At 53.4% G+C, this 25,900-nt stretch carries 21 protein-coding genes; 11 read left to right on the top strand and 10 right to left on the bottom strand.

Annotated features, from left to right (window positions below):
* Positions 1-112 precede the first annotated feature (112 nt).
* A complete protein-coding gene (locus LX59_RS06960; protein WP_144571127.1) occupies positions 113-1,195 on the top strand; it encodes a 4-oxalomesaconate tautomerase in 1,083 nt (360 codons plus the stop codon).
* Between the two features lie 285 nt (positions 1,196-1,480).
* Positions 1,481-2,329 carry an IclR family transcriptional regulator domain-containing protein gene (locus LX59_RS06955; RefSeq protein WP_144571126.1) on the top strand — a complete coding sequence of 283 codons (849 nt, stop codon included), beginning with the start codon at positions 1,481-1,483 and terminating at the stop codon, positions 2,327-2,329.
* Between the two features lie 170 nt (positions 2,330-2,499).
* Here LX59_RS06955 and LX59_RS06950 read toward each other — a convergent pair whose 3' ends face one another.
* Both LX59_RS06950 and quiC read right to left on the bottom strand, forming a co-directional pair.
* Positions 2,500-3,162 carry a TetR/AcrR family transcriptional regulator gene (locus LX59_RS06950; RefSeq protein ID WP_144571125.1) on the bottom strand — a complete coding sequence of 221 codons (663 nt, stop codon included), beginning with the start codon at positions 3,160-3,162 and terminating at the stop codon, positions 2,500-2,502.
* Positions 3,163-3,244: 82 nt separating this feature from the next.
* Positions 3,245-5,137 (bottom strand): 3-dehydroshikimate dehydratase QuiC, encoded by a 1,893-nt coding sequence (gene quiC / locus LX59_RS06945; RefSeq protein WP_144571124.1) that lies wholly within the window; start codon positions 5,135-5,137, stop codon positions 3,245-3,247.
* 470 nt (positions 5,138-5,607) lie between these two features.
* On the opposite strand from quiC, the gene LX59_RS06940 reads away from it, so the two are divergent.
* From LX59_RS06940 to LX59_RS06930, 3 genes are all read left to right on the top strand, one after another.
* On the top strand, positions 5,608-6,915 hold the full coding sequence (locus LX59_RS06940; RefSeq protein WP_144571261.1) for an MFS transporter: 1,308 nt from the start codon (positions 5,608-5,610) through the stop codon (positions 6,913-6,915).
* A 74-nt stretch (positions 6,916-6,989) separates the two neighbouring features.
* Positions 6,990-8,630 carry a methyl-accepting chemotaxis protein gene (locus LX59_RS06935; protein WP_144571123.1) on the top strand — a complete coding sequence of 547 codons (1,641 nt, stop codon included), beginning with the start codon at positions 6,990-6,992 and terminating at the stop codon, positions 8,628-8,630.
* A gap of 103 nt (positions 8,631-8,733) precedes the next feature.
* The gene (locus LX59_RS06930) at positions 8,734-10,470 is read left to right on the top strand and encodes an FAD-dependent oxidoreductase (RefSeq protein WP_144571122.1); all 1,737 of its coding nucleotides are present in this window, start codon (positions 8,734-8,736) and stop codon (positions 10,468-10,470) included.
* On the opposite strand, the gene LX59_RS06925 is transcribed toward LX59_RS06930, so the two are convergent.
* A complete protein-coding gene (locus LX59_RS06925) occupies positions 10,467-11,234 on the bottom strand; it encodes an IclR family transcriptional regulator domain-containing protein (protein WP_144571121.1) in 768 nt (255 codons plus the stop codon). The genes LX59_RS06930 and LX59_RS06925 overlap by 4 nt on opposite strands.
* 148 nt (positions 11,235-11,382) lie before the next feature.
* Here LX59_RS06925 and LX59_RS06920 point away from each other — a divergent pair, with 148 nt between their 5' ends.
* The 4 genes from LX59_RS06920 (at position 11,383) to LX59_RS06905 (ending at position 16,035) form a co-directional block, all read left to right on the top strand.
* The gene (locus LX59_RS06920; RefSeq protein WP_144571120.1) at positions 11,383-12,192 is read left to right on the top strand and encodes a shikimate dehydrogenase family protein; all 810 of its coding nucleotides are present in this window, start codon (positions 11,383-11,385) and stop codon (positions 12,190-12,192) included.
* A 10-nt stretch (positions 12,193-12,202) separates the two neighbouring features.
* Positions 12,203-13,912 carry an FAD-dependent oxidoreductase gene (locus LX59_RS06915; protein WP_144571119.1) on the top strand — a complete coding sequence of 570 codons (1,710 nt, stop codon included), beginning with the start codon at positions 12,203-12,205 and terminating at the stop codon, positions 13,910-13,912.
* A gap of 23 nt (positions 13,913-13,935) precedes the next feature.
* Positions 13,936-14,256, top strand: a complete 321-nt coding sequence (locus LX59_RS06910; RefSeq protein ID WP_144571118.1) for an NIPSNAP family protein — start codon at positions 13,936-13,938, stop codon at positions 14,254-14,256.
* 75 nt (positions 14,257-14,331) lie between these two features.
* Positions 14,332-16,035: an FAD-dependent oxidoreductase gene (locus LX59_RS06905; protein ID WP_246118699.1), complete on the top strand. Its 1,704-nt coding sequence runs from the start codon at positions 14,332-14,334 to the stop codon at positions 16,033-16,035.
* Here LX59_RS06905 and LX59_RS06900 read toward each other — a convergent pair.
* Together LX59_RS06900 and LX59_RS06895 are read right to left on the bottom strand one after the other, a co-directional pair.
* Positions 16,032-16,934, bottom strand: coding sequence for a LysR family transcriptional regulator (locus tag LX59_RS06900; RefSeq protein WP_144571117.1), 903 nt, complete (start codon positions 16,932-16,934; stop codon positions 16,032-16,034). The genes LX59_RS06905 and LX59_RS06900 overlap by 4 nt on opposite strands.
* Positions 16,935-16,989: 55 nt before the next feature.
* Positions 16,990-17,886 carry a LysR family transcriptional regulator gene (locus LX59_RS06895; protein ID WP_144571116.1) on the bottom strand — a complete coding sequence of 299 codons (897 nt, stop codon included), beginning with the start codon at positions 17,884-17,886 and terminating at the stop codon, positions 16,990-16,992.
* Positions 17,887-18,003: 117 nt separating this feature from the next.
* Here LX59_RS06895 and LX59_RS06890 point away from each other — a divergent pair, with 117 nt between their 5' ends.
* Positions 18,004-18,360, top strand: a complete 357-nt coding sequence (locus LX59_RS06890) for a protocatechuate 4,5-dioxygenase subunit alpha (protein ID WP_144571115.1) — start codon at positions 18,004-18,006, stop codon at positions 18,358-18,360.
* Between the two features lie 2 nt (positions 18,361-18,362).
* On the top strand, positions 18,363-19,199 hold the full coding sequence (locus tag LX59_RS06885; RefSeq protein ID WP_144571114.1) for a class III extradiol dioxygenase family protein: 837 nt from the start codon (positions 18,363-18,365) through the stop codon (positions 19,197-19,199).
* Between the two features lie 91 nt (positions 19,200-19,290).
* On the opposite strand, the gene LX59_RS06880 is transcribed toward LX59_RS06885, so the two are convergent.
* From LX59_RS06880 to LX59_RS06860, 5 genes are read right to left on the bottom strand one after another with little or no spacing between them, the layout of a single operon-like run.
* Positions 19,291-20,220 carry an electron transfer flavoprotein subunit alpha/FixB family protein gene (locus LX59_RS06880; RefSeq protein WP_144571113.1) on the bottom strand — a complete coding sequence of 310 codons (930 nt, stop codon included), beginning with the start codon at positions 20,218-20,220 and terminating at the stop codon, positions 19,291-19,293.
* Between the two features lies 1 nt (position 20,221).
* Positions 20,222-20,971, bottom strand: a complete 750-nt coding sequence (locus tag LX59_RS06875; protein WP_144571112.1) for an electron transfer flavoprotein subunit beta/FixA family protein — start codon at positions 20,969-20,971, stop codon at positions 20,222-20,224.
* A gap of 14 nt (positions 20,972-20,985) precedes the next feature.
* The gene (locus tag LX59_RS06870; RefSeq protein WP_144571111.1) at positions 20,986-22,743 is read right to left on the bottom strand and encodes an acyl-CoA dehydrogenase family protein; all 1,758 of its coding nucleotides are present in this window, start codon (positions 22,741-22,743) and stop codon (positions 20,986-20,988) included.
* Between the two features lie 27 nt (positions 22,744-22,770).
* Positions 22,771-24,015 (bottom strand): thiolase family protein, encoded by a 1,245-nt coding sequence (locus LX59_RS06865; protein WP_144571110.1) that lies wholly within the window; start codon positions 24,013-24,015, stop codon positions 22,771-22,773.
* On the bottom strand, positions 24,015-25,898 hold the full coding sequence (locus tag LX59_RS06860) for a feruloyl-CoA synthase (protein WP_144571109.1): 1,884 nt from the start codon (positions 25,896-25,898) through the stop codon (positions 24,015-24,017). The genes LX59_RS06865 and LX59_RS06860 overlap by 1 nt, the downstream gene beginning before the upstream one ends.
* Positions 25,899-25,900: the final 2 nt, after the last annotated feature.

Raw genomic sequence — 25,900 nt, 5'->3', positions numbered from 1 at the left:
TAATTAAATACTCTAAAATGCTAGAGAGTAGCCGTTTAAATAGTGTTTACCTATAAAAATAACTATTAATTTTCTCTAGCTCTATTTTAAGTAAATAGAGGAAGATACAGTAATGTCCCAAACTCGTATTCCTTGTATGATGATTCGCGGTGGAACATCTAAGGGAGCTTATTTTCACTCTAAAGATCTGCCGGTGGATCAAAATTTACTTAAAGAAGTTTTATTAACCTGCATGGGCTCCCCAGATAAAAGGCAAATTGACGGTATTGGTGGGGCTGATTCACTTACCAGCAAAATTGCTATTATAAAGCCCTCTCAAAAACCAGAGGTTGATGTTGACTATTTATTTGCTCAGGTAGTAGTTGATTCTCCTACTGTGGATTTCGGCCAAAACTGTGGAAATATATTAGCGGGTGTTGGCCCCTTTGCGATTGAGTCAGGTTTAGTTAAGGTAACTGGGGATGTAACAGAGGTTCGTATTTTTATGGAAAATACGGGTCAAATTGCTGTTGCCAAAGTTAAAACACCTAACGGAACCGTCGAGTATGAGGGCGATACCTGTATTGATGGCGTACCAGGAACCTCATCCCGGATTATTATTGAATTTCAAGATATCGCCGGTTCGAGTTGTGGCAGTTTGCTGCCTACAGGAAAAGCAAAAGATGTATTTGGTGGCATTGAAGTAACCTGTATTGATAATGGAATGCCAGTCATCCTTATTAAGGCAGAGGATTTGGGGTGTACGGGCTACGAAAGTGCTGAACAGCTCAATGCAAATCAAGAGTTAAAAAAAGTTATCGAATCCATCCGAATTCAAGCAGGACAGGCCATGAATTTGGGAGACGTAACGAGTAGAACGGTACCTAAAATCTCATTAATTGCCAAACCTACTAATGGGGGCAATATTTGCAGCAGAACCTTTATACCCCATCGTTGCCATACAGCTATTGGAGTATTTGGGGCTGTTAGTCTTGCTTCTGCTTGCCTGATTCCAAACTCGGTCACACAGGGCATAGCTCATGTAACGGATGAGGAAAGAGTTAGAATATCTGTTGAACACCCCACTGGCGAATTTACTGTTGAACTCCAGCAAAAGAATGGAGTGCTTCTTGGATGTGGTCTTGTAAGAACAGCCCGACTATTAATGTCAGGGGATGTATACATCCCTAAAAGAATATGGAATGGGCAGAGCTGATTTAGTATTGCCTCTTTCCTATTAGTGCTAAGCAGCAAAAGAAGGAAACATCTCAGGGGGATGTGTTCTTCTAATTTACCAGCTAGTTTATAGCTAGCTGGTCTTTTTAAGTTTTTGATTGATTAATAATATATAACTTGGCGAAAGCTATTATAAGTTTTGTCCGACGATAATAATCTATAAAATAAATATTAATAAGGCATGAAAACGAAGCTCGAAACAATAAATATAAATCAATGTTTGTTCCGTGACTTGTTTTCAGGCAATTTTGATTGGAGGCTTTTTATGACTGACGTTCAACGCCCTAGCTTCTCAACGATTGCACCGCCTACTGTAACCTCACCCGCTGCGCGTATTAAAGGTTTTACCGGTGATCCTAATTTTATGGCTTCACTGGCTCGTGGTTTGGCGGTGATCCATGCTTTTCAAGAGCGTAAACGTCAATTAACCATTGCCCAAATTAGCCACCGTACAGAAATTCCACGCGCTGCGGTGCGTCGTTGCCTGCATACGCTGATGAAGCTGGGCTATGCCACCTCAAATGGGCGTACTTACTCACTGTTACCTAAGGTACTGACTTTAGGACACGCCTATTTATCCTCAAATCCTCTTACGGTAACAGCGCAACCTATTCTTAACCGATTAAGTGAACAACTCCACGAAACCTTCTTTTTAGCTACCTTAGAAGAAAGCGAAGTGCTCTATATTGCGCGCTCATCGACCCCTCAACGATTAAGTACCGTAGATTTAAGCGTGGGTAGCCGTTTACCTGCCTATTGTACTTCTATGGGGCGCATTCTTTTAGCTTCCTTAGATGATGTAGTATTAGACGAATATTTAGACAATATAGACTTACATATTAAAACAAACCGGACTTTGCATTCGGTAAATGCTTTGCGCCATTGCATTGAGGATGTACGCCGACAAGGTTGGTCTCTCGTAGATCAGGAATTGGAAATTGGCTTACGTTCTTTAGCCGTTCCCGTATGTAGCTCGGGCGGTCAGGTATTAGCAGCCTTAAATGTAAGAACCCAGACTAATTACATTAGCCGCCAAGAACTAGAAAGTCGTTTTCTACCCACCTTATTGCAAGCTAGCCGTGAATTAAGTGCTCAGCTATACAATCAGCTTTAGTTTTTAAAGTACTTTCCGGTCATAATCATATACAGACATTTGGAGGATTATTTCTCCAAATGTCATCTGGATTAAAATATTATATATCTCATTAATTAAAGATTCGTACAAGTTTTAGGAGGTGGACTCTGATTGATGTTTCCATTATATTTACTGTATCAAAAGCATTTTTATAACTTTAAATAACCCAGTACCGCCTCAATGATCATTTTTCGATGGCGTTGTTTGACTTCAGCATCTTGTAAATCTAAATCAAAAATTTGTCCAAAAGTATATTGGTTAGAGGTTCGGTAAAAGCAAAACGAACTAATCAGTAAGTGTACATCCAACGGATTAACTCCAGATTTAAAGAGTTTCTGCTCCGCTCCTCGCCGCAAGATATCTTCTAAAGCAGATAAAATACTGTTACTCAGGGAGCGAATAGTGGTTGAGTTCTTTACATAGGCACCGTAGTGAATATTTTCAATACTCACAATACGCACAAAATCCTGATGCTGTTCATGGTGGTCAAAAGTGAACTCCACTACACGGCAAATAGCCTGTATCGGATCTAAAGCGGCTAAGTTAAGTTGAGCTTCTGTTTGGCGAATATCGCCATAAAGCTTTTCCAATACCCGCAAATACAACTGTTCTTTACTACCAAAATAGTAATAAATCATGCGCTTTGAAGTACGGGTACGTTCTGCTATAGCGTCTACCCGTGCTCCCGATAATCCCTGTTGGACAAATTCGGTGATGGCAGCCTGAAGGATATCCTCACGGGTTTTATCAGGATTGTTTTTACGCGGCTTACGAGTAGAAGTTTCAAGTGAAGAAGAGGTGTGATAAGTCATATTGACGGGGCACCTAAGGGACAGATGCCCGCCATTATGCGGGCACCTGTCCCTGAGCGGAAAGCGATAAAAAGGCACCCAGTCAGCGGTTGGCCCGTAATTTGGCTAAACTAGCCAAGCGAACAGCCACATTAGCGGCACCATAACCCGCATAGTTATTTTTGCGTTGCAAGATCTCGAAGAAAAACCGATCCTCAAAGGGTTCTGTGTATACATGAAATAGCTCCCCGCCTTGAGGATCGCGGTCATACAGCACGTTGTAGTAGGCCAACTCACTCAGGAATTTATGTTCAAAATCCAAGCGAGCCGCTAAGTCGTCGTAATAGTTCAGGGGAATTTCCAGCAAAGGTACGCCCGCATCCTTAGCGCGACTCACAGCTTCAAAAATGTTGTCGCAGCTAAAAGCAATATGGTGTACCCCTGAACCTCTATAGTTGGATACGGCCTTAGAAATGGCGGTATTGCGGCTTTCAGAGATGTTCAGCGGCAAGCGAATACTGGAACAGGGACTGCGTACCGCTCGGCTTTTTACTAAACCATAGGGATCGGGTACGACTACTTCGTCATCGGCTTCAAAGTCAAACAGGGACTTATAAAACAGCACCCAGTTATCCAAACTTTCCGCCGGTAGGGCCATAGCCATATGGTCGATACTATTTAGACCACAGGAAGTTTTGGCATTGGTTTGGAGTTGAAAGTCGGTATCGTAAATCCGCTGACCGGGCTGAGAAGGCTCCACCAAATAAATCAGACTGCCATCTGGAGCGCGTACAGCGGGGATTTCTCGCTCGTTGGGGCCGACCAGCCCACGATACGGCTGACCTTTGAAATCACGAGCTCGGGTTAAAGCCGCATTGCTATCCTTGACACGGAATGCCGTAGCACAAAGGGAGGAACCATGGACTTCGAAAAATCCGTGGGCAAAGGAGTAAGGCTCAGCATTGAGCACAATGTTGATCTCTCCTTGCTGCCAGAGTTTAACCGCCTTGGAGCGATGCGCGCCGGTGCAGCTAAAGCCTAAGCGCTCCAACCAATGGCCCAAACGGGCACCTTGAGGCTCGTCTACCGCAAACTCAATGAATTCCACGCCTGCGTAACGGCTGGCCTTGGGCGGCTGGAATAGGATATCCAATGCAGCAGGGGGCGTTGGGTCTTTTTCCAATACGCGCCGGGTTTTCTCCTCCAAATACAGCAAGGAGCGCAAGCCGTCTGCAGCCGTACTGCGCGGTGGTGCAGCGCGAAAACCGTCGTTAAAGATTTCCAAAGACAGCGGGCCTGTGTAGCCACTGCGGATGATCGGGGCTAAGAAATTAGCCAGATCAAAGTCTCCTTGTCCGGGGAAGCAGCGGAAATGGCGGCTCCATTCCAGCACATCCATGGCCAACAAAGGCGCATCGGCCATCTGTACGAAGAAGATTTTATCGCCGGGAATTTGGTCAATTGCGCTGGGATCACCTTTGATCGACAGGGTATGGAAGCTGTCGAGCAATACGCCCAGCGCTGGATGATTGGCCTGATGGACGATGCTCCATACCTGTTGCCAAGTATTGACATGCCGTCCCCAAGCCAGTGCCTCATAACCAATGCGCAGGCCACGAGTATGGGCCCGCTCAGCCAGTAAGCTCAGATCGTCAACCAGCATGGACTCATTGCTGAGCGAGTCCTGAGCTACGTTGCTGCACACCAGTACCAGATCAGTATTCAATTCCTGCATCAGATCGAACTTACGCTCGGCTCGATCCAAATTTTTAGCCAGCCGATCCCGACGGCAGCCCTCAAAGTCGCGGAAGGGCTGAAATAGGGTAATGGCGATGCCCAAATCCTGACACATCTGCCGGATTTCACGCGGACTGCCGGAGTAATACAGAAGGTCATTTTCGAAGATTTCTACCCCGTCAAAACCTGCGGCTGCAATGGCTTCAAGCTTTTCCGGAAGGGTTCCACTCAGAGAAACGGTGGCAATCGAGCGATGCATAGGTTAGCTCCTACCCAATGGCAGGGTGTTTTGGGTGATCGGTTTAACAAAACTGAGACCCTGTGCCCAGAAAGTCAGTGGCTGAAGTCCACATGCAGGGATTATTCGCGGGCGATTAATAGGTAAGCAATTAGTAATGTACTAACTGGTGAGTTTAGTGTTCTATTATCGAACAAACAAGAGTTTATTGATTGACGCTCCCTAAGCGGCTGCACAAAGATCGAGATAGGTATTTGGGGAAGCCGTTTTGTTGTACTCCAAGTCCTCCATAACAATTTCAAAAAAGGTGGTGCCATGTTGATCGAGCAAGTTAATCCATTATCGCCCTTAATTTTTAGTATTTCGGCTACTTTTGGCTGATTTTTTCCGAAGATAGGCTGTTCCAGCAGACCTCCTCTGCCTTCCCACAACAATAATTGGATGGCTTTTCAATGAACCACGTTTCTACAGCGTCTACAGCGGCTGACCCTATGCCAACTCCTATTCCCCATGAAAGTGTTTGGAGCAAAATTCGTGGCTCCATGGCTGTTGGCCATACACGTTGGTACATGCTCGCTCTGGTTTTTTTCGCGACGACCCTTAATTACGTTGACCGAGCGGCCCTCGGTATTATGCAGCCCATTTTATCGCAGCAAATGGGCTGGACTGCGCAGGATTACGCAGACATCAACTTCTGGTTCCAAGCCGGTTATGCCATTGGCTTTTTGCTGCAAGGTCGTTTTATCGACAGGGTTGGGGTCAAGCGCGCCTTCTTTTTAGCTGTTTTGCTGTGGAGTTTGGCTACCGGGCTACACGGTTTGGCCACCTCTGCCGTAGGCTTTATGGTGTGCCGCTTTTTCCTGGGCTTGACCGAAGCGGCCAACTATCCCGCCTGTGTTAAAACCACACGCCTGTGGTTCCCAGCCGGAGAGCGCGCCATCGCCACGGGGATTTTTAACGCCGGTACTAACGTCGGTGCCATGTTGACCCCCATGCTGTTGCCCTTGATTTTGGCCGTTTGGGGTTGGCAAGCAGCCTTTATGTTTATGGGTGCCTTGGGCTTGATTTGGTTGGTGTTCTGGGGTTTGAATTACTTTAACCCTGAAGAGCACCCCAAAGTTTCAGATGCTGAACGTCAATATGTGCAAAGCGGTGAAGCTGACTCAGGAAAGCCTGCGTCCCTCAGCACCATCATACGCATGCGCGGTACTTGGGCCTTTGCACTCGCTTATTCAATTACAGCGCCTGTATGGTGGTTTTACCTCTACTGGCTGCCACCGTTTTTGAACCAACAGTACGATTTGGGCATTAGCGTGACTCAGATGGGTATCCCGCTGATCATTATTTACCTGACGGCTGACTTTGGTAGTGTGGGTGGCGGCATCCTTTCATCCTTCTTGATTGGACGCGGTGTGGCTCCGGTACGGGCTCGTTTGATCTCCATGCTGTGCTTCGCCTGCTGTATCAGCACCGTAATTCTAGCCGCTAACGCCAGTAGCTTGTGGATGGCAGTCATCGCTATCTCCGTGGCAGTGGGTGCTCACCAAGCTTGGACTGCCAATATTTGGAGTATGGTCATGGACTATACGCCCAAGCATATGATGAGCAGTGTTTTTGGTTTCGGCGGCATGATCGCTGCGATCGGTGGCATGTTTATGACCAAGATCGTGGGCTATGTTCTGACCACCACCCATAACAACTACTCAATCCTCTTCACCATGATTCCAGTCATGTACTTTATTGCTCTGACCTGGATGTTCCTGATGGCTCCCCGAAAACTGGTACAGACTTCGGACTAAGTTATCGCCTGCAATGAAAAAGGCCCTTCAGGGCCTTTTTCATTGCCCCTGTTAAATACCATTCTGGGTTTGTTATGGCTCAACTCGTTATTGACTGTTTGCGGCGTTTAAGTATTGCGCGGCGCGCACTCATCAGCTTTAGCCTTATTGTGGTAATTGCTATAGCTCAAGGAGTCTACGCACTGCATCAAATAGGCGAAATCAGGGATACCGGCCGCCATACTGAAGAGAAACTATTACCCAGCGTGCGTTATTTGGGCGAGGCTCGGGATTATATTCTGAGTATTCGGGTATTAACCCTGCGCATGGTGCTTAACCGCGAGCCCGCCATACTTCAACCCACACAAGATCGATTAAATCTTGTGGAAGATTGGCTGCGTGAAGCCTTATCCAAACTCAGTACATTGAATACCCTTCAATCAGTGAATGAATACAAAGACTTCATGGCCACTATTGATCAGTATTTCAAAGAACTGAGCCGTTATCGCCAGTTATCACGCGATAACCGTTTAGAGGATCTTAAAGTGTTACTCAATGGGCCATTACAGGAGTATTCGACGCGCCTTGGGGATCAATATGCCGCTTTAATGACCTACAGCAGCCGTGTTAATCAGAAAGCGGCTCAGCAGGCAGACGGGCATTACCAAAACATTCAACTGAGCATGGCCGTAATTTTCGGGGGCAGTATTCTGTTTACCCTAGTCATGGCTTGGCTGCTGATTCGTAGCATTGTGCAGCCGTTACAGCAGGCGGTTGCTGTTGCAGAGCGTGTGGCTCAGGGCAGACTGTCACAAGCGATTCCCCTCAGTGGCCAAGATGAAGCGGCTCGGTTACTGGAAGCCCTTGCTCATATGCAGGACAGCCTGCGCGACACCCTGACCCTCATCGTCGGAGCCTCAGGGCAACTGAGTCAGTCCTGCCATGAAATGACCCAAGCCACCGAGCACGGCAGTCAGCGTCTGTCTCAGCAAAACGATGAAGTAGGCCAAGCAGCCACTGCGGTGACCGAAATGTCGGTAACCGCAGAAGAGGTCGCGCGCAATGCAGAACTGGCTTCCGAAGCCACCCGCGAATCCGTCACGGTGGCGGAACAGGGCACACGCCAAGTACGGGAAACCTTAAATTGCATTCAGCAGATGACTGGAGAAGCCGAAGTCGCTACCGCTCAGATTCAACAGCTAGCCACCCAAACACGCGCCATCGGCAAAGTATTGGACGTGATTCGAGGCATTGCCGAACAGACCAATTTATTGGCCCTGAACGCGGCCATCGAAGCCGCCCGAGCGGGTGAGGCGGGACGCGGCTTTGCAGTGGTGGCTGATGAGGTGCGCGCCTTAGCTCACCGAACCCAAGAATCCACCCGCGAAATCGAAGGCATGATTGCCAACGTCCAAAACGGTACGGAAACCGTGGTGCAGGCCATCACGGGCAACCATCAGCGGGTTTCCCAAACTCATCAAGCGGCTGAGCGCACAGGGCAGGTGTTAGAAGCCATCTGCCAAGCTATGGGACAGGTGATGGATCGCAACTTGCTGATCGCCAGTGCTTCTGGAGAGCAGGCCCAAGTAGCCCGTGAAATTGACCGTAACCTGTGTTTGATCCGTGATTTTGCCTCTGAAAGTGCAGAAGCCGCCGCTCTGATCCAGCACACCAGTCAGAAACTTGCCAGCTTGGCGCATGAGCTTAATACCCGTGTAGAAGGTTTTGATCTTTAAACAAAGTCGCAGTTTTTAACCTAAGCCTGTGCTTGGGGCTGGTATCGCGTCGGTCTATCTCATAAAATTGGAACATGGTTCTAAAAACAACGCAGGTAGCAGCATGGATACAACCACAGCAGGTAACAGCCAGACCTGTGACGTACTGGTCATAGGTTCCGGAGCCGCGGGGCTTTCAGCCGCGGTAACCGCCGCTTGGCATGGGCAAAGGGTGATTTTGGTGGAAAAAGCCTCAGTGCTCGGCGGGGCCACGGCTTGGTCTGGGGGCTGGATGTGGCTACCGGGCAATCCGCTGGCCCGCCGCGCCGGTATCCACGAAGACCCACAACAGCCGTTCACCTACCTGCGCCATGAGTTGGGAGCGCGCTACCCCGCCCATGCCCCGCGCATTGAAGCCTTTTTAGCCGCCAGCCCGCACATGGTGGCCTTCTTCGAGCAACACACCGAACTGCAATTTCGAGACGGCAATGCCATTCCCGACATCCACGGCAGTGTGCCCGGTGCCGCTACCGGCGGACATCAGGTGGTGGCCGCGCCTTACGATGGCCGCAAACTTGGCCCCCTGCTGAGCCGGTTGCGGCGCACAATGCGCGAAACCTCTTTTTTCGGCATGCCGATCATGGCCGGGCCGGATTTAGGCGCATTTTTGAGCGTGACTCGCTCGCCAAAATCCTTGCTGCATGTGCTACGTCGAATTACGCGGCACGGCTGGGATTTACTGCGCCACGGACGCACCATGCAATTGGTCAACGGGGTGGCTTTGGTGGGCCGTCTGGCGAAATCGGCCGAGGCTTTGGGGGTCAGTTTTTGGGAATCCAGTCCGGTCACTCGCTTATTGATGGAGCAAGGCCGCGTCACCGGCGCTGAAGTCAGTACACCCAAGGGCTTGGTGCGTATTCAGGCCAGAGCCGTAATTTTGGCCACCGGCGGCTTTCCCCACGACAAAGCCCAGCGTAAGGCGCTGTTTCCCCGTACACCCACAGGTAACGAGCATCTGCCCTTGCCGCCTGCCGAATGTGAGGGCGATGGCATTGCTTTAGGACGTGCTGCCGGTGGACAGATGCTCACTGATTTGGCCTCCCCAGTAGCTTGGGCTCCGGTATCGCGCTTGATGCACTGGGACGGTAACCTTGGCCATTTTCCCCACATCATCGACCGCGCCAAGCCCGGTGTGATTGGGGTACTGTCCAACGGGCAGCGCTTTGTGAATGAAGCCGGTGGTTACTACGACTATGTGGCAGCGATGGTGACTCAAAGTCCCGCCGATCAGCCGGTGGCCTCTTGGTTGATCTGTGACCATCCGACCCAACGCCGTTATGGGCTGGGTTTTTCGCGTCCCTTCCCCATTCCTTTGGCGGGGGCAGTACGCACGGGCTATTTAAAACGCGCGCCCACGCTGGCGGGCTTAGCTCAGCAGTGCGGTATTGATGCTAAGGGGCTGCAAGCCACCGTTGAGGGTTATAACCCGCACGCTGCCCAAGGCCTCGACCCTGCGTTTGGCAAAGGCAGCACACCCTATAACCGTAAACAGGGCGATGCTTTGCACAAGGGGCCGAATCCTTGCCTAGCGCCGATCCTTAAGCCGCCATTTTACGCGGTCAAGGTGGAAGCGGGTTGCTTTGGCACCTTTGCCGGACTCAGTACCAACGCCCATGCGCAGGTGTTGAACAGCGAAGGCCAGCCCATCTCTGGCTTATATGCGGCTGGCGCGGACATGGCCAGCATTATGGGCGGACACTATCCCTCCGGCGGCATTAACCTCGGCCCGGCGATGGTGTTTGGCTATCTGGCCGCACGCCACATCGCTGGAGCCACTGAGCCGGAAGCCAAGCTGGATTAACAAATGGGCCGCAGCAACGCTTGGGCCTCGTACAGCGGGCCTAAGTAACGCTGGCGCATTTCCTCCAGCGTTAAGCGTGAGGCATGGGTGGTGATGGACAGGGTAGCCTTCAACAAGCCTGCCCTGTCGAACAGCGGCACGCTGAGCACCCGCATATTGATTTCAAACTCCTGATCCACACAGGCAAAGCCCTGTATCGCCACCTGTTGCAGCTCAGCGCGAATATGGGCCTTATCGGTTTGGGTATAGGGCGTTAAGGCGCGCAGTGGCGTGCGTTCTAAGTATTCCTCCTGCGCTAAAGCCGACGAAAAGGCCAACCACACCCGACCGCTGGCCGCGCAATACAGCGGCACCCGCGATCCGGGCCGGATGGACAGCGATGCAATATGGCTATAGCGGCTGCGCACCACATGCACGATGTGGTCTTCATCGCGTACCCCTACGGACACATGCTCCTGCGTAGTGCGCGCCGTTTGTTCCACGATGGGCCGCAACATGCGCGGCAGCTGGGCTGAATCCACATAAGCCTGACCAATCCGCAACGCCTTTGGGGTCAACCAATACTGGCGGCCATCGGTCTCAGCAAAGCCTTCATGCACCAAGGTCAGTAGAAAACGGCGGCTGGCGCTGGGCGTCATGCCGGACAACCGCGCCGCCTCAGGCACGGATAGGCGCGGACGCTCATCATTAAACAACTGCATCAAGGCCAAGCCTTTTTGCAGACCGGCAATCAGATCGCGAGGGTGAATATTAGGGCTGTCCATATCGACTCTGGGAATGGGGGATTTATTGCGATAATCGCATTTAAACTCTGATAATCGAATTAAAAGCGCGTTATTCGAATGGTATAGCGCAATCAGTCCAAGCAAGCTAGTTCCACAATAAATCCAACAACACCGAGTGGAGGTGTACATGGTTCGTGGAACAACGAGATTGGTGGCCATTTTGGGCACCCCCATTGCGCAGGTGAAATCGCCCGAGAATTTCAATACCTGGTTTGCCAGCCAAAATCAGGATCAAGTGCTGATCCCGATTGATATGGATGGCCAGTCCCTAGAAACTTTTATTCAAGCCTTACGCGGTTGGCATAACTTAGACGGTTGCGTGGTAACCGTGCCTTACAAACAAAGCCTCGTACCTTTGCTGGACAGCCTGAGTGAGCGCGCAGCTGCTCTAAAATCGGTGAATGTGATTCGCCGTGAAGCCAACGGAAAGCTGCTGGGCGATAACGTAGACGGTGAAGGCTTTTTAAATGCCGCGCGTAAAAACGGCTTCCAAGCGGCTGGCACCTCAGTGTTGGTGGTAGGCGCAGGGGGTGTCGGCAGTGCCATTGCCTACGCGCTGGCCGCCGCTGGCGTAGCACGTTTGGCACTCTCAGATCCCAGCGCAGAACGTACCGAAGCCTTGGCTAACGTACTGCGAACCCACTTCCCCAGCCTCTCCATTGAACGTGCCCCCACCTCCTTGGCTGGGCTGAATTTACTGGTGAATGCTTCCCCTGTTGGCATGGGCGGCACGGGCGAACTGCCTCTGTCCCGCGAATTGCTGGAAAGCCTTTCTGCCCATACCTGGGTCGCCGATGTAGTGACCTCCCCTGAAATCACCCCCTTGCTGGCCTTAGCTCAGTCCAAAGGCTGTGCCATCCAGACCGGCCCGCAAATGGCGCGCGCTCAACTGGGTAATTTAGGTGCCTTTATGGGCGTAACTCCGCTGGATATCTGAGGGCTGATGAATGACAACTTCTGTTTCGGCCCCACAAGGGGCACCGACGAGTCAATACGATCTGGTGGTACTCGGCAGCGGTGCCGCTGGTTTTGCAGCGGCTACCACCGCAGTGTGCAAAGGCTTACGGGTGCTGATGATCGAGAAAGCCGACACCTTTGGCGGTACTTCCGCCGTGTCCGGGGGCGCGGTGTGGATTTACGGCAGCGATCAGGCGCAGGCGGCAGCGGTGCAGGATTCGCCCGAAGCCGTGTGTACCTACCTCAAGCACATCATTGGCGCTAACTACAACCCGGAATTGGTGGATGCCTTTGTCCAGCGCGGTGCCGAGGCGCTGCGTTTTCTGGAAAAAAATACCGAACTGGCCTACAGCCTGCGCCCGCTATCGCCCGACTATTACCCTGAGGTTGAAGGCGGCACTGATTTTGGCCGTGCGCTGGAAATGATCGAGTACGATGGTCGCCGTTTAGGTGCCCGTTTTAAAGACCTCAAATGCCCACCGCCCGGCATGCTGTTGTTTGGCGGCATGATGGTCAACCGGGTGGATATTCAGCATTTTCTGAGCTTTCGCCGCTCGCCCAAATCCCTTTGGCACTGTCTGCGCCTGATGGCTCGTTATGGCCGCGACCGGCTACGCTATCCACGGGGCACGCGCCTCACGGTAGGTAATGCGTTGATTGCGCGCTTGGCTACTACAGCCTTTGACAAGGGATTGTCCCTGTGGCTAAACGCGCGCACTGAGTCCCTGATCGTGGAACAGGGCCGAGTCATTGGTGTGGTGGTTGAGCGTGAAGGTCGCTCTGAGCGGGTACTGACTTCTGGTGGTGTGGTTTGCGCCATGGGCGGATTTGCAGCGGGCTCCATCGCCGCTAGCCAGCGTCCCAATACCAGAACGCCGCACCTCACCATGTCCCCTGAAGCTAACAGCGGCGATGGTCTGCGCCTTGGCAGTCAGGTACAGGCCGCAACTGGCCAGCACATGGCGGCCAATTTCTTCTGGGCTCCGGTCTCGGAAGTTACCCATGCCGATGGCCGCAAAGAGCGCTTCCCGCATTTGGTTACTGACCGCGCTAAACCCGGCATCATCGCAGTCAATAAAGCAGGCCAGCGTTTTGTTAACGAATCCGACTCTTACCACGCCTTTGTCGAGGCCATGTTCACGTCGGGCAATGCACCCTGCTGGTTGATTGCCGATGCGGACTCCTTGGGCAAATACGGCATTGGATTGGCCCGCCCCAGCCCGGTGGATAATTCGGCACTGATTAAAGCCGGCTATCTGCATCAAGCCGCCAGCATCGAGCAATTGGCGCAACAAATCGGCGTAGATGCGGCAGGACTGCGCAAAACCCTCGCCGATTACAACGCCAACGCCGAGCGCGGTGTTGATCCAGACTTTGCTAAGGGCGGTAACAGCTACAACCGCTCCTTGGGTGATCCCTACCACAAGCCCAATCCCTGCCTAGCGCCCTTACTCAAAGCACCTTTTTACGCGGTGCAAGTCTTTACCGGCGATTTAGGCAGCGCTCGCGGTTTAGTCACCAACGCCCAAGCCCAAGTGCTGCGCGAAGACGGTCAGCCCATTGAGGGCCTGTACGCCGCCGGTAACGAAATGAACTCCCTGATGGACGGCACTTACCCCGGCCCCGGTATCACCATTGGCCCCGGTCTGACCTTCGGTTACATCGCTGCCACCCACGTCACCGAGCGCCTACGCGCTTAAATCCAGCCTTTGGAGGCTTGACTATGTATTACGAACTGCGCACCTACACCCTGAAACCCACCCGTATGGCTGAGTGGTTAGCTCTATACCAAAGCGATGCTTTGGCCGTACAAACCGAACATTTGGGCCAATTGGTGGGCTTTTTTACCACTGAATTTGGTGAAGCCAATCAGGTGGTGCATATCTGGGCTTACGAAAGTCTGGACGACCGCATTGCCCGCCGTGCCCGCATGGCTGCCGATCCGCGCTGGGCAGAATTTAGCCGTAAAAACCGTGAGCTGGATGCCGTAGAGCATCTGGATTCACGTCTGATGCGTCCCACCGGTTTCTCCCCGCTGAAATAGCTTCACAGCGGCGAAGCCTTGGGTTTCGCCGCTCATCCTTCCCCATCTCAATCCAACAATAAAAGGAGCACCGGCATGCACGGCCCTCGAATGCTCGAATGTGACCTATTGGTGATTGGCTCCGGTGCTTCGGGGCTGGCGGCCGCTGTTACGGCAGCCCATTACGGTTTAAAAGTCATAGTGGCGGAGAAAGCTACACAATTGGGCGGAACCAGTGCTTGGTCGGGTGGCTGGCTGTGGATTCCGCGTAACGCCTTAGCCAAGGCCGAAGGTCAGCAAGAAAGCGCTGAAGAGCCCGACCGCTACCTGCGCTCACAGGTACACCAAGATCAGCTCAATGAGCTGCAACGTACCTATCTAGAACGCGGCCCGGAGATGGTGGATTTTTTCCAGCAGCACACCGCCGTGCGCTTTTACTCCGGTACACGGATGCCGGATATGCGCGATGCCCCCGGGGCCGCTTTGGGCGGGCGTTCCCTCTGCGCACAACCCTACGATGGCCGCGCCTTGGGTGATTGGATCTACAAACTGCGCCCGCCGCTGGATGTCATCAGCTTGGGCGGTATGGGCATTGCCGGTGGGGTGGATTTAGGCCATTTTTTCAATGCCACTACCTCGCTGGCCTCCATGAAACACGTTACTAAACGATTAGCGCGCCATATCTGGGATGTGCTGCGTTATGGACGTGGGCAACAACTGGTGAATGGCAATGCGTTAGTAGCCCGTCTGCTGCGCAGCGCGCTGGATTTGGGGGTTGAGTTTTTGACCAGCGCGCCCGCTGTGCAACTAATCGGCACGGCTAAACAGATCAGTGGCGCGGTTTTAGAAATAGAAGGCCAACGGGTTGAAGTTCTGGCTCGACGCGGCGTGGTATTAGCCTGTGGTGGTTTCCCCCATAATCAAGCCCGCCTTGCTCAATTAACCGCTCAAACAACGCCCAAGCAGCCCCATTACTCCGCAGCACCGCCCGAAAACACCGGCGATGGGCTGCGTTTGGGCGAGCAGGTTGGTGGCCAAGTGGCTGATGATCTAGTCCATGCGGTAGCTTGGGCTCCCGTCTCCTTAGTGCCGCGCTCAAATGGGCAGTACAGAAACTTCCCGCACCTGATTGACCGCGCCAAACCGGGCTTTTTAGCCGTAGGTGCCGATGGACAGCGCTTCACCAATGAGGCCGACTGCTACCACGACTTTATGAACCACTTGTTTGCCAGCACACCCGCCGGGAAACCCTATGCCGCTTGGCTGATTTGCGACCACAAAGCCCGCAACCGTTATGGCATTGGCTGGGCCAAACCCTTCCCGTTTTGGGCTTGTTATTACCAGTACAAAGGCTATTTATTCCGGGGTAAAACCTTAGCGGAGTTGGCTAAAGCCTGTGGCATTGACGCAGCCGGTCTTGAAGCCACGGTGAAACGCTTCAACCAGTACGCAGCCCAAGGCGAAGATCCGGATTTTGGCCGCGGTCGCTCGGCTTACAACAAAGCCCAAGGCGAGGTGTTGCATGGCCCTAATCCTTCATTACGTCCGTTACAAGGGCCTTTTTATGCGGTCAAGCTGCTGCCGGGCAGTTTAGGCACCTTTGCCGGCCTAAAAACGGATGCTCAGGCGCGGGTATTAAACACGGAAGGCCAAGCTATTCCCGGCTTATTCGCCGTGGGTAACGACATGAATACGGCATTCGGGGGCTATTATCCCAGTGGCGGCATCACCCTAGGGCCGGGCATGACTTTTGGTTATTTGGCTGGACGTACCTTGGCGGGCCATCAATACGGCGGCTAAACCGAGCAACTTAAGTGACGCACAACCACCCGCCGAATTAAATCAATTAACGCCCGTTGGGTTGCTGTTATTTGTCGATGTGAATTAACCGCCAGTGATAACTTAGCTTTTAAATGGCTATCGCTTACCGAGCGTAAATGAAACTGACGATTGCCGGCAAAGTTTATAACAGCAGTTTTAGTTAAAATAGCATATCCAAAATCTTCACCTACTAAGTCTAATATGGCGTTAATTCCATCTACTTCGAATGCTACTGTAGGTCGTAGCCCATAGTTAGCCAGTTCGCTCTCAATTAACATGCGAATGGCATTGGGGCGGCTGGGCATAATTAAGGGATATCCCACTAAGTCCATAATAGAAATAGGATCATTAAAGGGATGATCTACGGCTCTACTGACTAAAAAAAGCTCTTCTTCAAATAAGGGCGTTAAATCTATATCGGGAGAGGGTGAAGCATTATACAGCAGGGCAATATCCAAGCGCCCCGACACCAAAGACTCCTGCATACTGGTAGTTAGGCCCTCGCGGATAGCCAGCGTGGCGGCGGGGAATTGTTCTTTAAACTCTCGAAAGATGGGTACCGTCAAGGTTTTAAGCAAACTGGGGGGCAATCCAAGGGCTACATTTCCCACTAAAGCACCTCGAGCGCGCCCTAATTCTTCTTTCATGCGCTCTACTTGGTGCAGTATTCCGCGCCCGTATTCCAACATTAACTTTCCAGCATCGGTAGTGACTACACCGCGCCCATTGCGTAGTAATAAACTTTGCTTAAATTCTAATTCGAGCAAGCGCACTTGTCGGCTGAGTGCTGATTGAGCAACATCTAACAGAATAGAAGCTCGTGTAAAACTACCTAACTCAGCGACACGAACAAAATATTCCAGTTGCTTGAGATCCATACATTAATACTCACTTTTTATTCTATGCAATAACTGTGTTTAATTGGCTCTAAGTCTAAATATGAGTGGCAACTTGGTACAGTTTATTTAATAGCCAGCGCATCATAGGATCATGTTGATAACGCTTGTGCCATATCGCATACATGGGCATGGCTGGACAATCAAACAACACTTCAGCCTGACCAAATCCTGCTAACTGATTAGCCCCCAGACGCTGTGGCAGAGTGGCCAAATACTGGGAACCTTTTAAAAAGGAGCGAATACCTGCAAATCCCGCTACGCACACCCCAAAGTGACGAATAATGCCTTTATTTTTCAGGTAATCATCAATATCGAGGCTGCGTTGCGGCTCATAAACTACGGTGACGTGCTCGGCGGCCAGATAATCAGCCAGATCATCGGGAGCGGAACGTACTTCAGTGTCAAAAAACACCACGTAGCGGTCATCAAATAATCGACGCTGCAAAATGTCCGTACCCTCCGGTGGACGGGGGGAAATCGCCAGTTGGCAGCGATCGGCGCGTAACAGTTCGGTGCTGGGAATATTGGACGGAATCACCCGAAAACACAGGCCGGGAGCCTCCTGTTTCAATAAGGCAAATAACGCCGGAAGCAACAGGTCGCGCTGTAAATCGTTGGCGGCGATGGTCAAGGTTTGCTCAAGGCTGGCCGGGGAAAACTCCGCTTTGCTGCCAAAATCGTGTAACTCATCCAGCAACCGGCGCGCCTCAACCACCAGCACACAGGCGCGCGCTGTAGCTACTACCGAGCGCCCAGATTTAACAAACAGCGGATCACCCACAATACCGCGCAGTTTTTCCAGCAGGTGACTCACGCCGGATTGGGTGATGCCCAAGCGTTGGGCGGCCCGAGTAATTGAACCCTCCTCATACACAGCAACCAGTATGCGCAATAAGCGTCCGTCAATGTCCAAATAATCGAAATTACTCATGCTTTGTATTACAAATGCCCCGTTTATCTTGTTATTTCAGAGGGGGAGAATCCTCGCTCAGTACGGACTAAGGCTCCTTACAGAACAATAATTCTCACTACTTTGAGGAAGCGCCACATGATACCTCGTCCTCCTAAGCGAACCATTCCGGGTGCGCCCATTTTCGATAGCGAAGCAGCCCGCCGTGGCTACCTGTTGAACAAAATGTGCTACTCCTTCAACAGCAAAGCCAACCGTGACGACTTTCTGCGTGACGAGCGCTCTTACTGCGAAAAATTCGGCCTCGATCAGAGCCAGACTACAGCCATTTTAGAGCGTGATGTGCTGTCCTTAATCCGTGTGGGGGGTGGCGTTTATTTCCTGGGCAAGCTGGCCAGCGGCGTACTGGGTCTTGATATGCAAGACATCGGCGCTCTGCAAACCGGCATGACAAAAGAAGAATTCAAAGCCAAATTGGTCGCATCGGGGAAATAATCATGGCAAAAGTCGTAGGCATCATGACCACTTCGCACGTACCTCTGATTGGTAAAGCGATCCATCTTGGTCTGCAGCAAGATCCGTACTGGAAACCCTTTTTTGATGGTTTTCCTCCCATTCGTGAATGGCTGGAAAAAGTGAAGCCCGATGTAGTGCTGGCTTGCTATAACGACCACGGCCTGAACTTCTTCCTCGATAAGCAACCGACCTTCGCCATCGGTACGGCAGCGACTTACACCAGCGAAGACGAAGGCTGGGGCATTCCCACCATGCCCGAGTTCCCCGGCGCGGAAGACCTGTCTTGGCACGTACGCGACAGCCTAGTGCGTGATGACTTTGACATGGTTACCTGCCAAGAAATGTCCGTCGACCACGCCTTCACCATCCCTATGGCCTTGCTGTGGCCGGATCAGAAATGGCCGGTTAAAGTGGTGCCCGTGTGCGTGAATACAGTGATTTTCCCGCTGCCTTCCGCTCGCCGCTGCTACAAGCTGGGCGAAGCCATTGGCCGCGCCATTGCTAACTTCCCAGAAGACACCAAAATTCTGGTGATCGGCACGGGTGGCCTGTCGCACCAACTGGAAGGCGAGCGCGCCGGATTCATCAACAAAGAATTCGACCTCCAGTTCATGGACAGTATGGTCACTGATCCACAGTGGGCTACCCAGTTCTCTGACCTTGATCTGGTAGAGCAAACCGGCAACGAAGGCGTGGAACTGCTGAATTGGCTGGTAGCGCGCGGCACCATTCCCGGCCCAGTGAGGGTGGTGCATTCCAACCTGCATATCCCGATTTCCAATACGGCCGCAGCCACCATGCTGCTTGAGCCGGTCTAATACACAGATGCCTCGTAGGGAAGAATGCTTCGGCAGGCTTCCCCTAGCTTTCTGCCTTACTCTAGGTGGGTAAGGCAGCTTTTTTACGAGCCTAGAGCGCTCGCTCTAATTCGGGCAGCAGTTCGAATAAATCCCCCACCAATCCATAGTCTGCCACCTGAAAGATCGGCGCTTCCTCGTCCTTATTAATAGCGACGATAATCTTCGAATCTTTCATGCCAGCCACATGCTGAATGGCTCCGGAAATACCCACCGCAATGTACAGATCCGGCGCAACGATTTTTCCAGTTTGTCCCACCTGCAAATCGTTGGAGACATAGCCCGCATCCACCGCCGCGCGGGAAGCTCCTACCGCTGCACCCAACTTATCCGCCAGTTGGTACAGCAATTGGAAGCTGTCAGAGTTCTGCAAACCCCGACCGCCAGAAATCACAATGCGAGCACTGCCCAAATCTGGACGATCGGATGAGCTTTGCGTTTCGGCGACCACCCGTGACAAGGCGGGTGTCGCTTCCGGTGCTAGATTTTGAATCGGAGCGCTGTGATCTCCATAGGCTGCGGGGGCAAAGGCAGTGGGCCGAATACTTAGCACCTTAATTGGCGCACAAGTTTGTACTGTCGCCAGCGCATTACCGGCGTAAATGGGCCGTTTAAAGGTATCGGCGGCTAGGATTTCAACCACTTCCGAAAGCTGTTCCACATCCAACAACGCCGCCACGCGAGGCAGATAGTTTTTCCCAGTAGTGGTCGCCGGGGCCAGTATGTGGCTGTAATCAGGCCCCAAACGCGCCACCAAAGAAGCCAGATGCTCGGCTAGGGTTTGTGCGTAGCTGGGACTCTCCGACAACAGAACCTGCGAGACCCCAGAAATCTTCGCCACCGCTGCGGCAACCCCTTGGCATTCATGACCGGCCACCAGCACATGAATATCGCTCCCAATCTTCTGCGCTGCCGTGAGGGTGTTTAGGGTCGCGCTGGCCAGCTCACGATTATTGTGTTCTGCAATCACTAAAATCGTCATATCAAATCACCCGTGCTTCGTGCTTGAGTTTATCCACCAGCGCCGCCACCGAATCCACTCGAATTCCGGGCGGGCGCTCGGTGGGCGCTTCGACCCGCAGAACTCGAAGGTTGGAGGTCAAAGCAACGCCCAAAGCTTCAGGTTGCAGCACCTCTAAGGGCTTTTTCTTGGCCTTCATGATGTTGGGTAAGGAGGCGTAGCGCGGCTCATTCAAGCGCAAATCCGCCGTCACAATGGCGGGGAGCTGCAAGGCGACTTGCTGTGAGCCACCGTCTACTTCGCGCATCACCAACACTTCCTCACCCTGTAACTCAAGGCTAGAGGCAAAGGTGCCTTGGGCGTATCCGGCTAAAGCCGCCAGCATTTGGCCGGTTTGGTTGTTGTCGGTGTCGATGGCTTGCTTGCCGGTGATGATTAGTTGGGGTTGCTCACGATCGACCAAGGCCTTCAACAATTTAGCCACGTTGAGGGAGCTGAGGGCCGCCTCCGTTTCCAGCAAAATGGCTCGATCTGCACCCATCGCCAAAGCGGTACGGAGTTGTTCTTGGGCTTGGCTCGGCCCGACCGATACGGCGATGACTTCGCTGGCTTGCCCTTTTTCCTTAAGGCGGATGGCTTCTTCCAAGGCAATTTCACAAAAGGGATTGAGGGCCATTTTGGCGTTGCTCAAATCCACGTCGCTTTGATCCGCTCGAACGCGCACTTTGATGTTGTAATCCACCACGCGCTTAACCGCTACCATGATTTTCATTGTTATTTTCTCAGTTATTCCGCTAGGAACGGCAGGCCGTGCCGCGTTGCGCCCAACAAAGCCAACCGATGATTGGCTTCCGGTAACAGGTAGTTGAAGTAGAAGGCCGCCGACTCTTGTTTAGCGGCGTAAAAAGGATCGGCCTCGCGCCCTGCGGCCAAACGCGCACTGCGCAGCCAGACAAAGCCCAAACTCAATAAGCCAATTAGCCGCAAGTAATCCCCCGCCGCTCGGTAAGGGCGCTCTGGATCGGTGCTGGCTGCTTGAATCAAGGTCGTGGTGATGGCCGAGGTTTTGTCGCCGTAGTCCGCTAAAGCACGGGCGTAAGTCTGGCAACTGGGAATGGATTCCGACTGTTCTATTTCCTGTTGCATCCGCTGTAATAGATCCTGCAACCCCTGACCAGCATCGCCGATGACTTTACGCAACAGCAGGTCGTTGGCCTGAATCTCATTGGTGCCTTCGTAAATCATAGCGATGCGGCTGTCGCGCAGGGTTTGCTCAATGGCGTACTCACGCACATAGCCGTAGCCGCCAAACACCTGTAACGCCGAGCTGGCCAGCCGAAATCCTTGCTCCGTGAAGTAGGCTTTAATCACCGGTGTCAGCAACGCAGTCCAGCGATGGGCTTGCTGGCGTTGCTCTGGGGTGTCGGCGTACTCGGCCAAGTCCAACCCGTGAGCCGTCCAATAGCCTAACGCCCGCATACCTTCAGTGAGGGTTCTCAGCTCCAACAGGGTTCGGCGCATGGCTGGGTGGTAGTGAATGGGATCGACTTTGGCCTCAGGCTTACCTTCGGGGCGGGAAACGGCGCGCATCTGCTGGCGTTCAGCAGCGTAGGCTGAGGCATTTTGCCAAGCAGCTTCTGCATGCCCTAAGCCTTGCAGCCCCACGTGCAAGCGGGCGGAGTTCATCATCACGAACATAGCGGCCAAGCCACGATGGGGCTCCCCCAACAACCAGCCTTCAGCGCCCTCAAAACTCAGGGTGCAGGTGGCACTGCCACGAATACCCATTTTGTGCTCGATGCCGTCGCAGCTAATGGAGTTGCGGCGGCCATCAGGCAATATTTTGGGCACCAAAAATAAGGAAATACCGCGACTGCCGGCAGGTGCATCCGGCAAGCGGGCCAAAACCAGATGCAGAATGTTGTCGGTAAGATCCTGTTCCCCGCCGGAGACAAAGACCTTATTACCCGTCACCCGATACTGCCCTGCGGCGCTGGGTTCAGCCCGGGTACGCAGTAGGCCCACATCGCTGCCGGCTTGGGGCTCGGTCAGGCACATGGTGGGCAAAATTTCCCCCGACACAATGGCAGGTAGGTACAGCGCCTTGAGTGCATCAGAGCCGTGGGCCTTCAGGCATTCATAGGCGCCGTGGGCAATGCCGGGGTACATGGCCCAAGCGTGGTTGGCAGCAAACAGCATTTCCATCAAGGCTGCGTTGAGCAGTTGGGGTAAGCCTTGGCCACCATCCGCCTCGGCGCAAGCTAAGGAAGCCCAACCGCCCTCGACAAAGGCTTTATACGCCTCAGGAAAGCCGGTCGGGGTTTTCACCTTGCCTTGGGCGTACTGGCAGCCCTCCTGATCGCCAGAAGCATTAAGGGGCGCTAACACTCCGGCGCTAAAACGTCCGGCCTCTTCCAAAATCTGCGCAGCCAGCTCTCCATCCAGCCCCGCAAAAGAGGCGGTGTTTTGCCAATCGTTCGGCGCGGCTAACCATTCTTCGATCACAAAGCGCATATCGCGCAGTGGTGCCTGATACTGCCACATGGTTCAATCTCCATTCAGGATGATGGCTTAACCTGAGTAATCGGGGTTTTCGATCAGAACCGCCATGCCTTGGCCTCCGCCAATACAGGCTGAGGCAATGCCATAGCGCAGATGAGCGGCCCGAAGTTGGCGAGCCAAGGTCAGGGTTAAACGCAGCCCCGTAGCGGCAAGGGGATGCCCCAGAGCAATGGCCCCGCCATGCACGTTCAGGCACTGGTCGTCGATTTCCAGCAGGCGTTGCACGGCCAACACCTGCGCGCCCTGTGCTTCGTTAATTTCAAAGCGCCCAATGTCCGACAGGTGCAAGCCCGTGCGCTGCAACAGCAAACGGATGGCTGCCACCGGCCCTAAACCCATAGTTTCCGGCGCTACACCACACACCGCCGAGGCCCGCAACCAAGCCAGCGGCGGTGTACCGCCAATAGCGGTTGAACCCAACAAAACCGCCGCCGCCCCATCCACCAGCGCACAACTGTTGCCAGCAGTTTGCACGCCACCAGCATGCACGGGATTGAGTCGTTGTAACGCCGCCAATGAGGAATCGCGGATGTGGGTATCGGTACTCAGTTGCTCCACACCACGCGGCAACCGCAAATGCCGGGGCTGATAGCCTTCGACGGCAAAGGTTTGGCTGGTGAGCGGCAGAATTTCCTTTTGAAACCAACCGACAATCTGCGCCGCCTGAGCCCGCGCAAAACTGCGGGCAGCAAAGCTGTCTACCTCAATGCGGCTCAGGGCAAACTCTTGGGCGATGCGCTCTGCGGTTTGGATCATGTCGATGCCCACGGCGGGGTCGAACAGGGCCTCCCAGAGCACGTCTTTAAACTCGACCGGCGCACCCACCCGAAAGCCATTGCGGTGGGTATAAGCCGCGATCGGATTGCGCGACATGGATTCGCTGGCCACGCTCAACACCGCCCCAAGGCCTTGATGCTCAATCAAACTCCCGGCTTGGGCCAAGACTTCAAAGCCCGTTCCGCAAATCCGCTGCACTCCCAAAGCGGGTACGGCTTGGGGAATCCCTGCGTACAAACCAATATGCCGAGGCAAAAAATACGCATCGAAACTGGCCTGCGCCACCGAGCCCGCAATCACTGCCTCTACCGCCTCAGGTGCAACCGAGGCTTGAGCCAGCACCGCCCGCGCCACCGCAATGCCTAAATCCGTGGGTGACACCTGAGACAAAGCCCCCCCCAGATCCACCCAAGGCGTGCGCACCGCCGCCAATAAAGCGACCAAGCGGTATTCACTGAATAAGCCTTCAGTGCTCATCAGGAAATCCTCGTTGCCGTTAAGCGGCTGGAGTCAGTACCGGCATACAGGGCTTCCACGGTGGCGGCGCGAAACTGCAATACCGCGCGCTGATTGATCGAGCCCTTATCCGTTACCTCGCCACGATCAATGCTAGGTGGTTCCGCCAACAGACAGGCCCAAGCCAAATAGGTTGAGCTGCCGGTGGATTCTCGGTTTAAGTCTTCCAGCAAAGCGGCTAACCAAGTGCGTACCGCTGGAGATTCCAGCACCTCAGCTACGGAGGCTTGCTCTCCCAATCCCGACAGCACACGGCATTCGGGGAAGCGTGGGAAAATCATGGCACCTAATTCCGGGCGATTGGGCGCGGCAATCACCACCTCTTGGATGTAAGGCGCACCGGCCAAAATGATACGGGTGCGCAAAGGCCCGACACTGATGAATACCCCAGACGTCAGTTTGAAGTCTTCCGCAATGCGCCCATCAAACAGCAGTCCCAGCTCAGGCCGCTGCGGATCGACCAGCTTTAGGGCATCACCGGAACAGTAATAGCCCTCCTCATCAAAGGCGGCGGCGGTTTGCTCGGGGTTGCGCCAGTAGCCCGGCATCACATGAGGCCCGCGAAAACGACCTTCCAGCTTGCCATCCACCGGAACCAGTTTGATTTGGCAGCCCGGAGCCGGCCCACCGATGTAGCCGGGAATATCTAAGGGATCATTGGTAAAGGTGCAGGAGGGCGCAGTTTCTGTCATGCCGAGGCCAGCCATCATCCGAATGCGGTGCCCGCAATGGCGCTCGGCGATGCGATCCAAACGCTCGCGTACCGCTTGGGATAGGGCCGCTCCGGCGAAAAAGAACACCCGCACTCGGTCAAAAAAGCGCTCGCGTAAGGCTGTGTCGGTTTCCAGTGCGGCGGCTAATTCTTCCCAGCCTTTGGGTACGGTTAGGTAGGCAGTGGGCGAAATTTCTTTCAGATTGCGCAGGGTTTCGGCAAAGCCTTGCGGCGTGGGTTTGCCATCGTCGATGTACAGGGTGCCGCCGTTGTACAGAGCAATGCCGACGTTATGACTGCCGCCAAAGGTGTGGTTCCAAGGCAGCCAATCCACCAATACTGGCGGCTCCTCCCTGAAAATGGGGAAGGTCTGTAACAGCATTTGCTGATTGGCACACAGCATTCTTTGGGTAGTGGGAACCGCCTTGGGATGCTTAGTCGAGCCGGAGGTAAACAGGAATTTGGCGATGTGATCGGGGCCAATCCGGGCAAAACGCTGCTGCACGGCTTGGGTATCCACAGGCTGTTCCAGCTCATTAAGCAAACGGCTGCTACGACCGGCCATCTGGCCCTGTGAAAACAGCAGCGGAATCTCAGGCGTTAGGCATTGTTCGATGGCGCGCGCATAGGTAGCGCTATCGGAGGCAAACACCAGCCCCGGCTTGAGCAAATCGACGATGTAATGCAGCTTGGCCAAATCCTTGGATAAGGTCGAGTAAGCCGGCGACACCGGACAATAGGGAATCCCCGCATACAAACAGGCAATAGCCAGCTTGAAATGATCCAGCCCATTGCCGGACAGCATCAGCAAAGGACGCTCGTTGCTCAGGCCATAGCTGAGTAAATGCTGGCCCATGATCTGGGCGCAACTGAGCATTTGCGCGTAGGTCAGGCGTTGCCAAGCACCCTGAGCATCGCGGCAAGCCACCAAAATTTGCGTTGGTGTGTGCTCGGCCCAATGTACCAAGCGATCTAAAAACCGCTCCGGCAAGGGCTGCAACAGCTCTTCGGCTTGCATGTAGAGCACATCATCCTGTTGCTTGACCACCAGGCCGGGACGACCAATAGCCACGGGCCGCCAACGGATGGTTTCCGCTACCGATGAGGAGGGAAGGTAAAGGTCGCCACTCATAT

It is taken from the genome of Azomonas agilis, assembly GCF_007830255.1.
GTDB classification, from domain to species: Bacteria; Pseudomonadota; Gammaproteobacteria; order Pseudomonadales; family Pseudomonadaceae; genus Azomonas; species Azomonas agilis.
The sequence above is the reverse complement of the archived record's forward strand: the minus strand, read 5'-3'. Positions and strand labels throughout refer to the sequence as shown.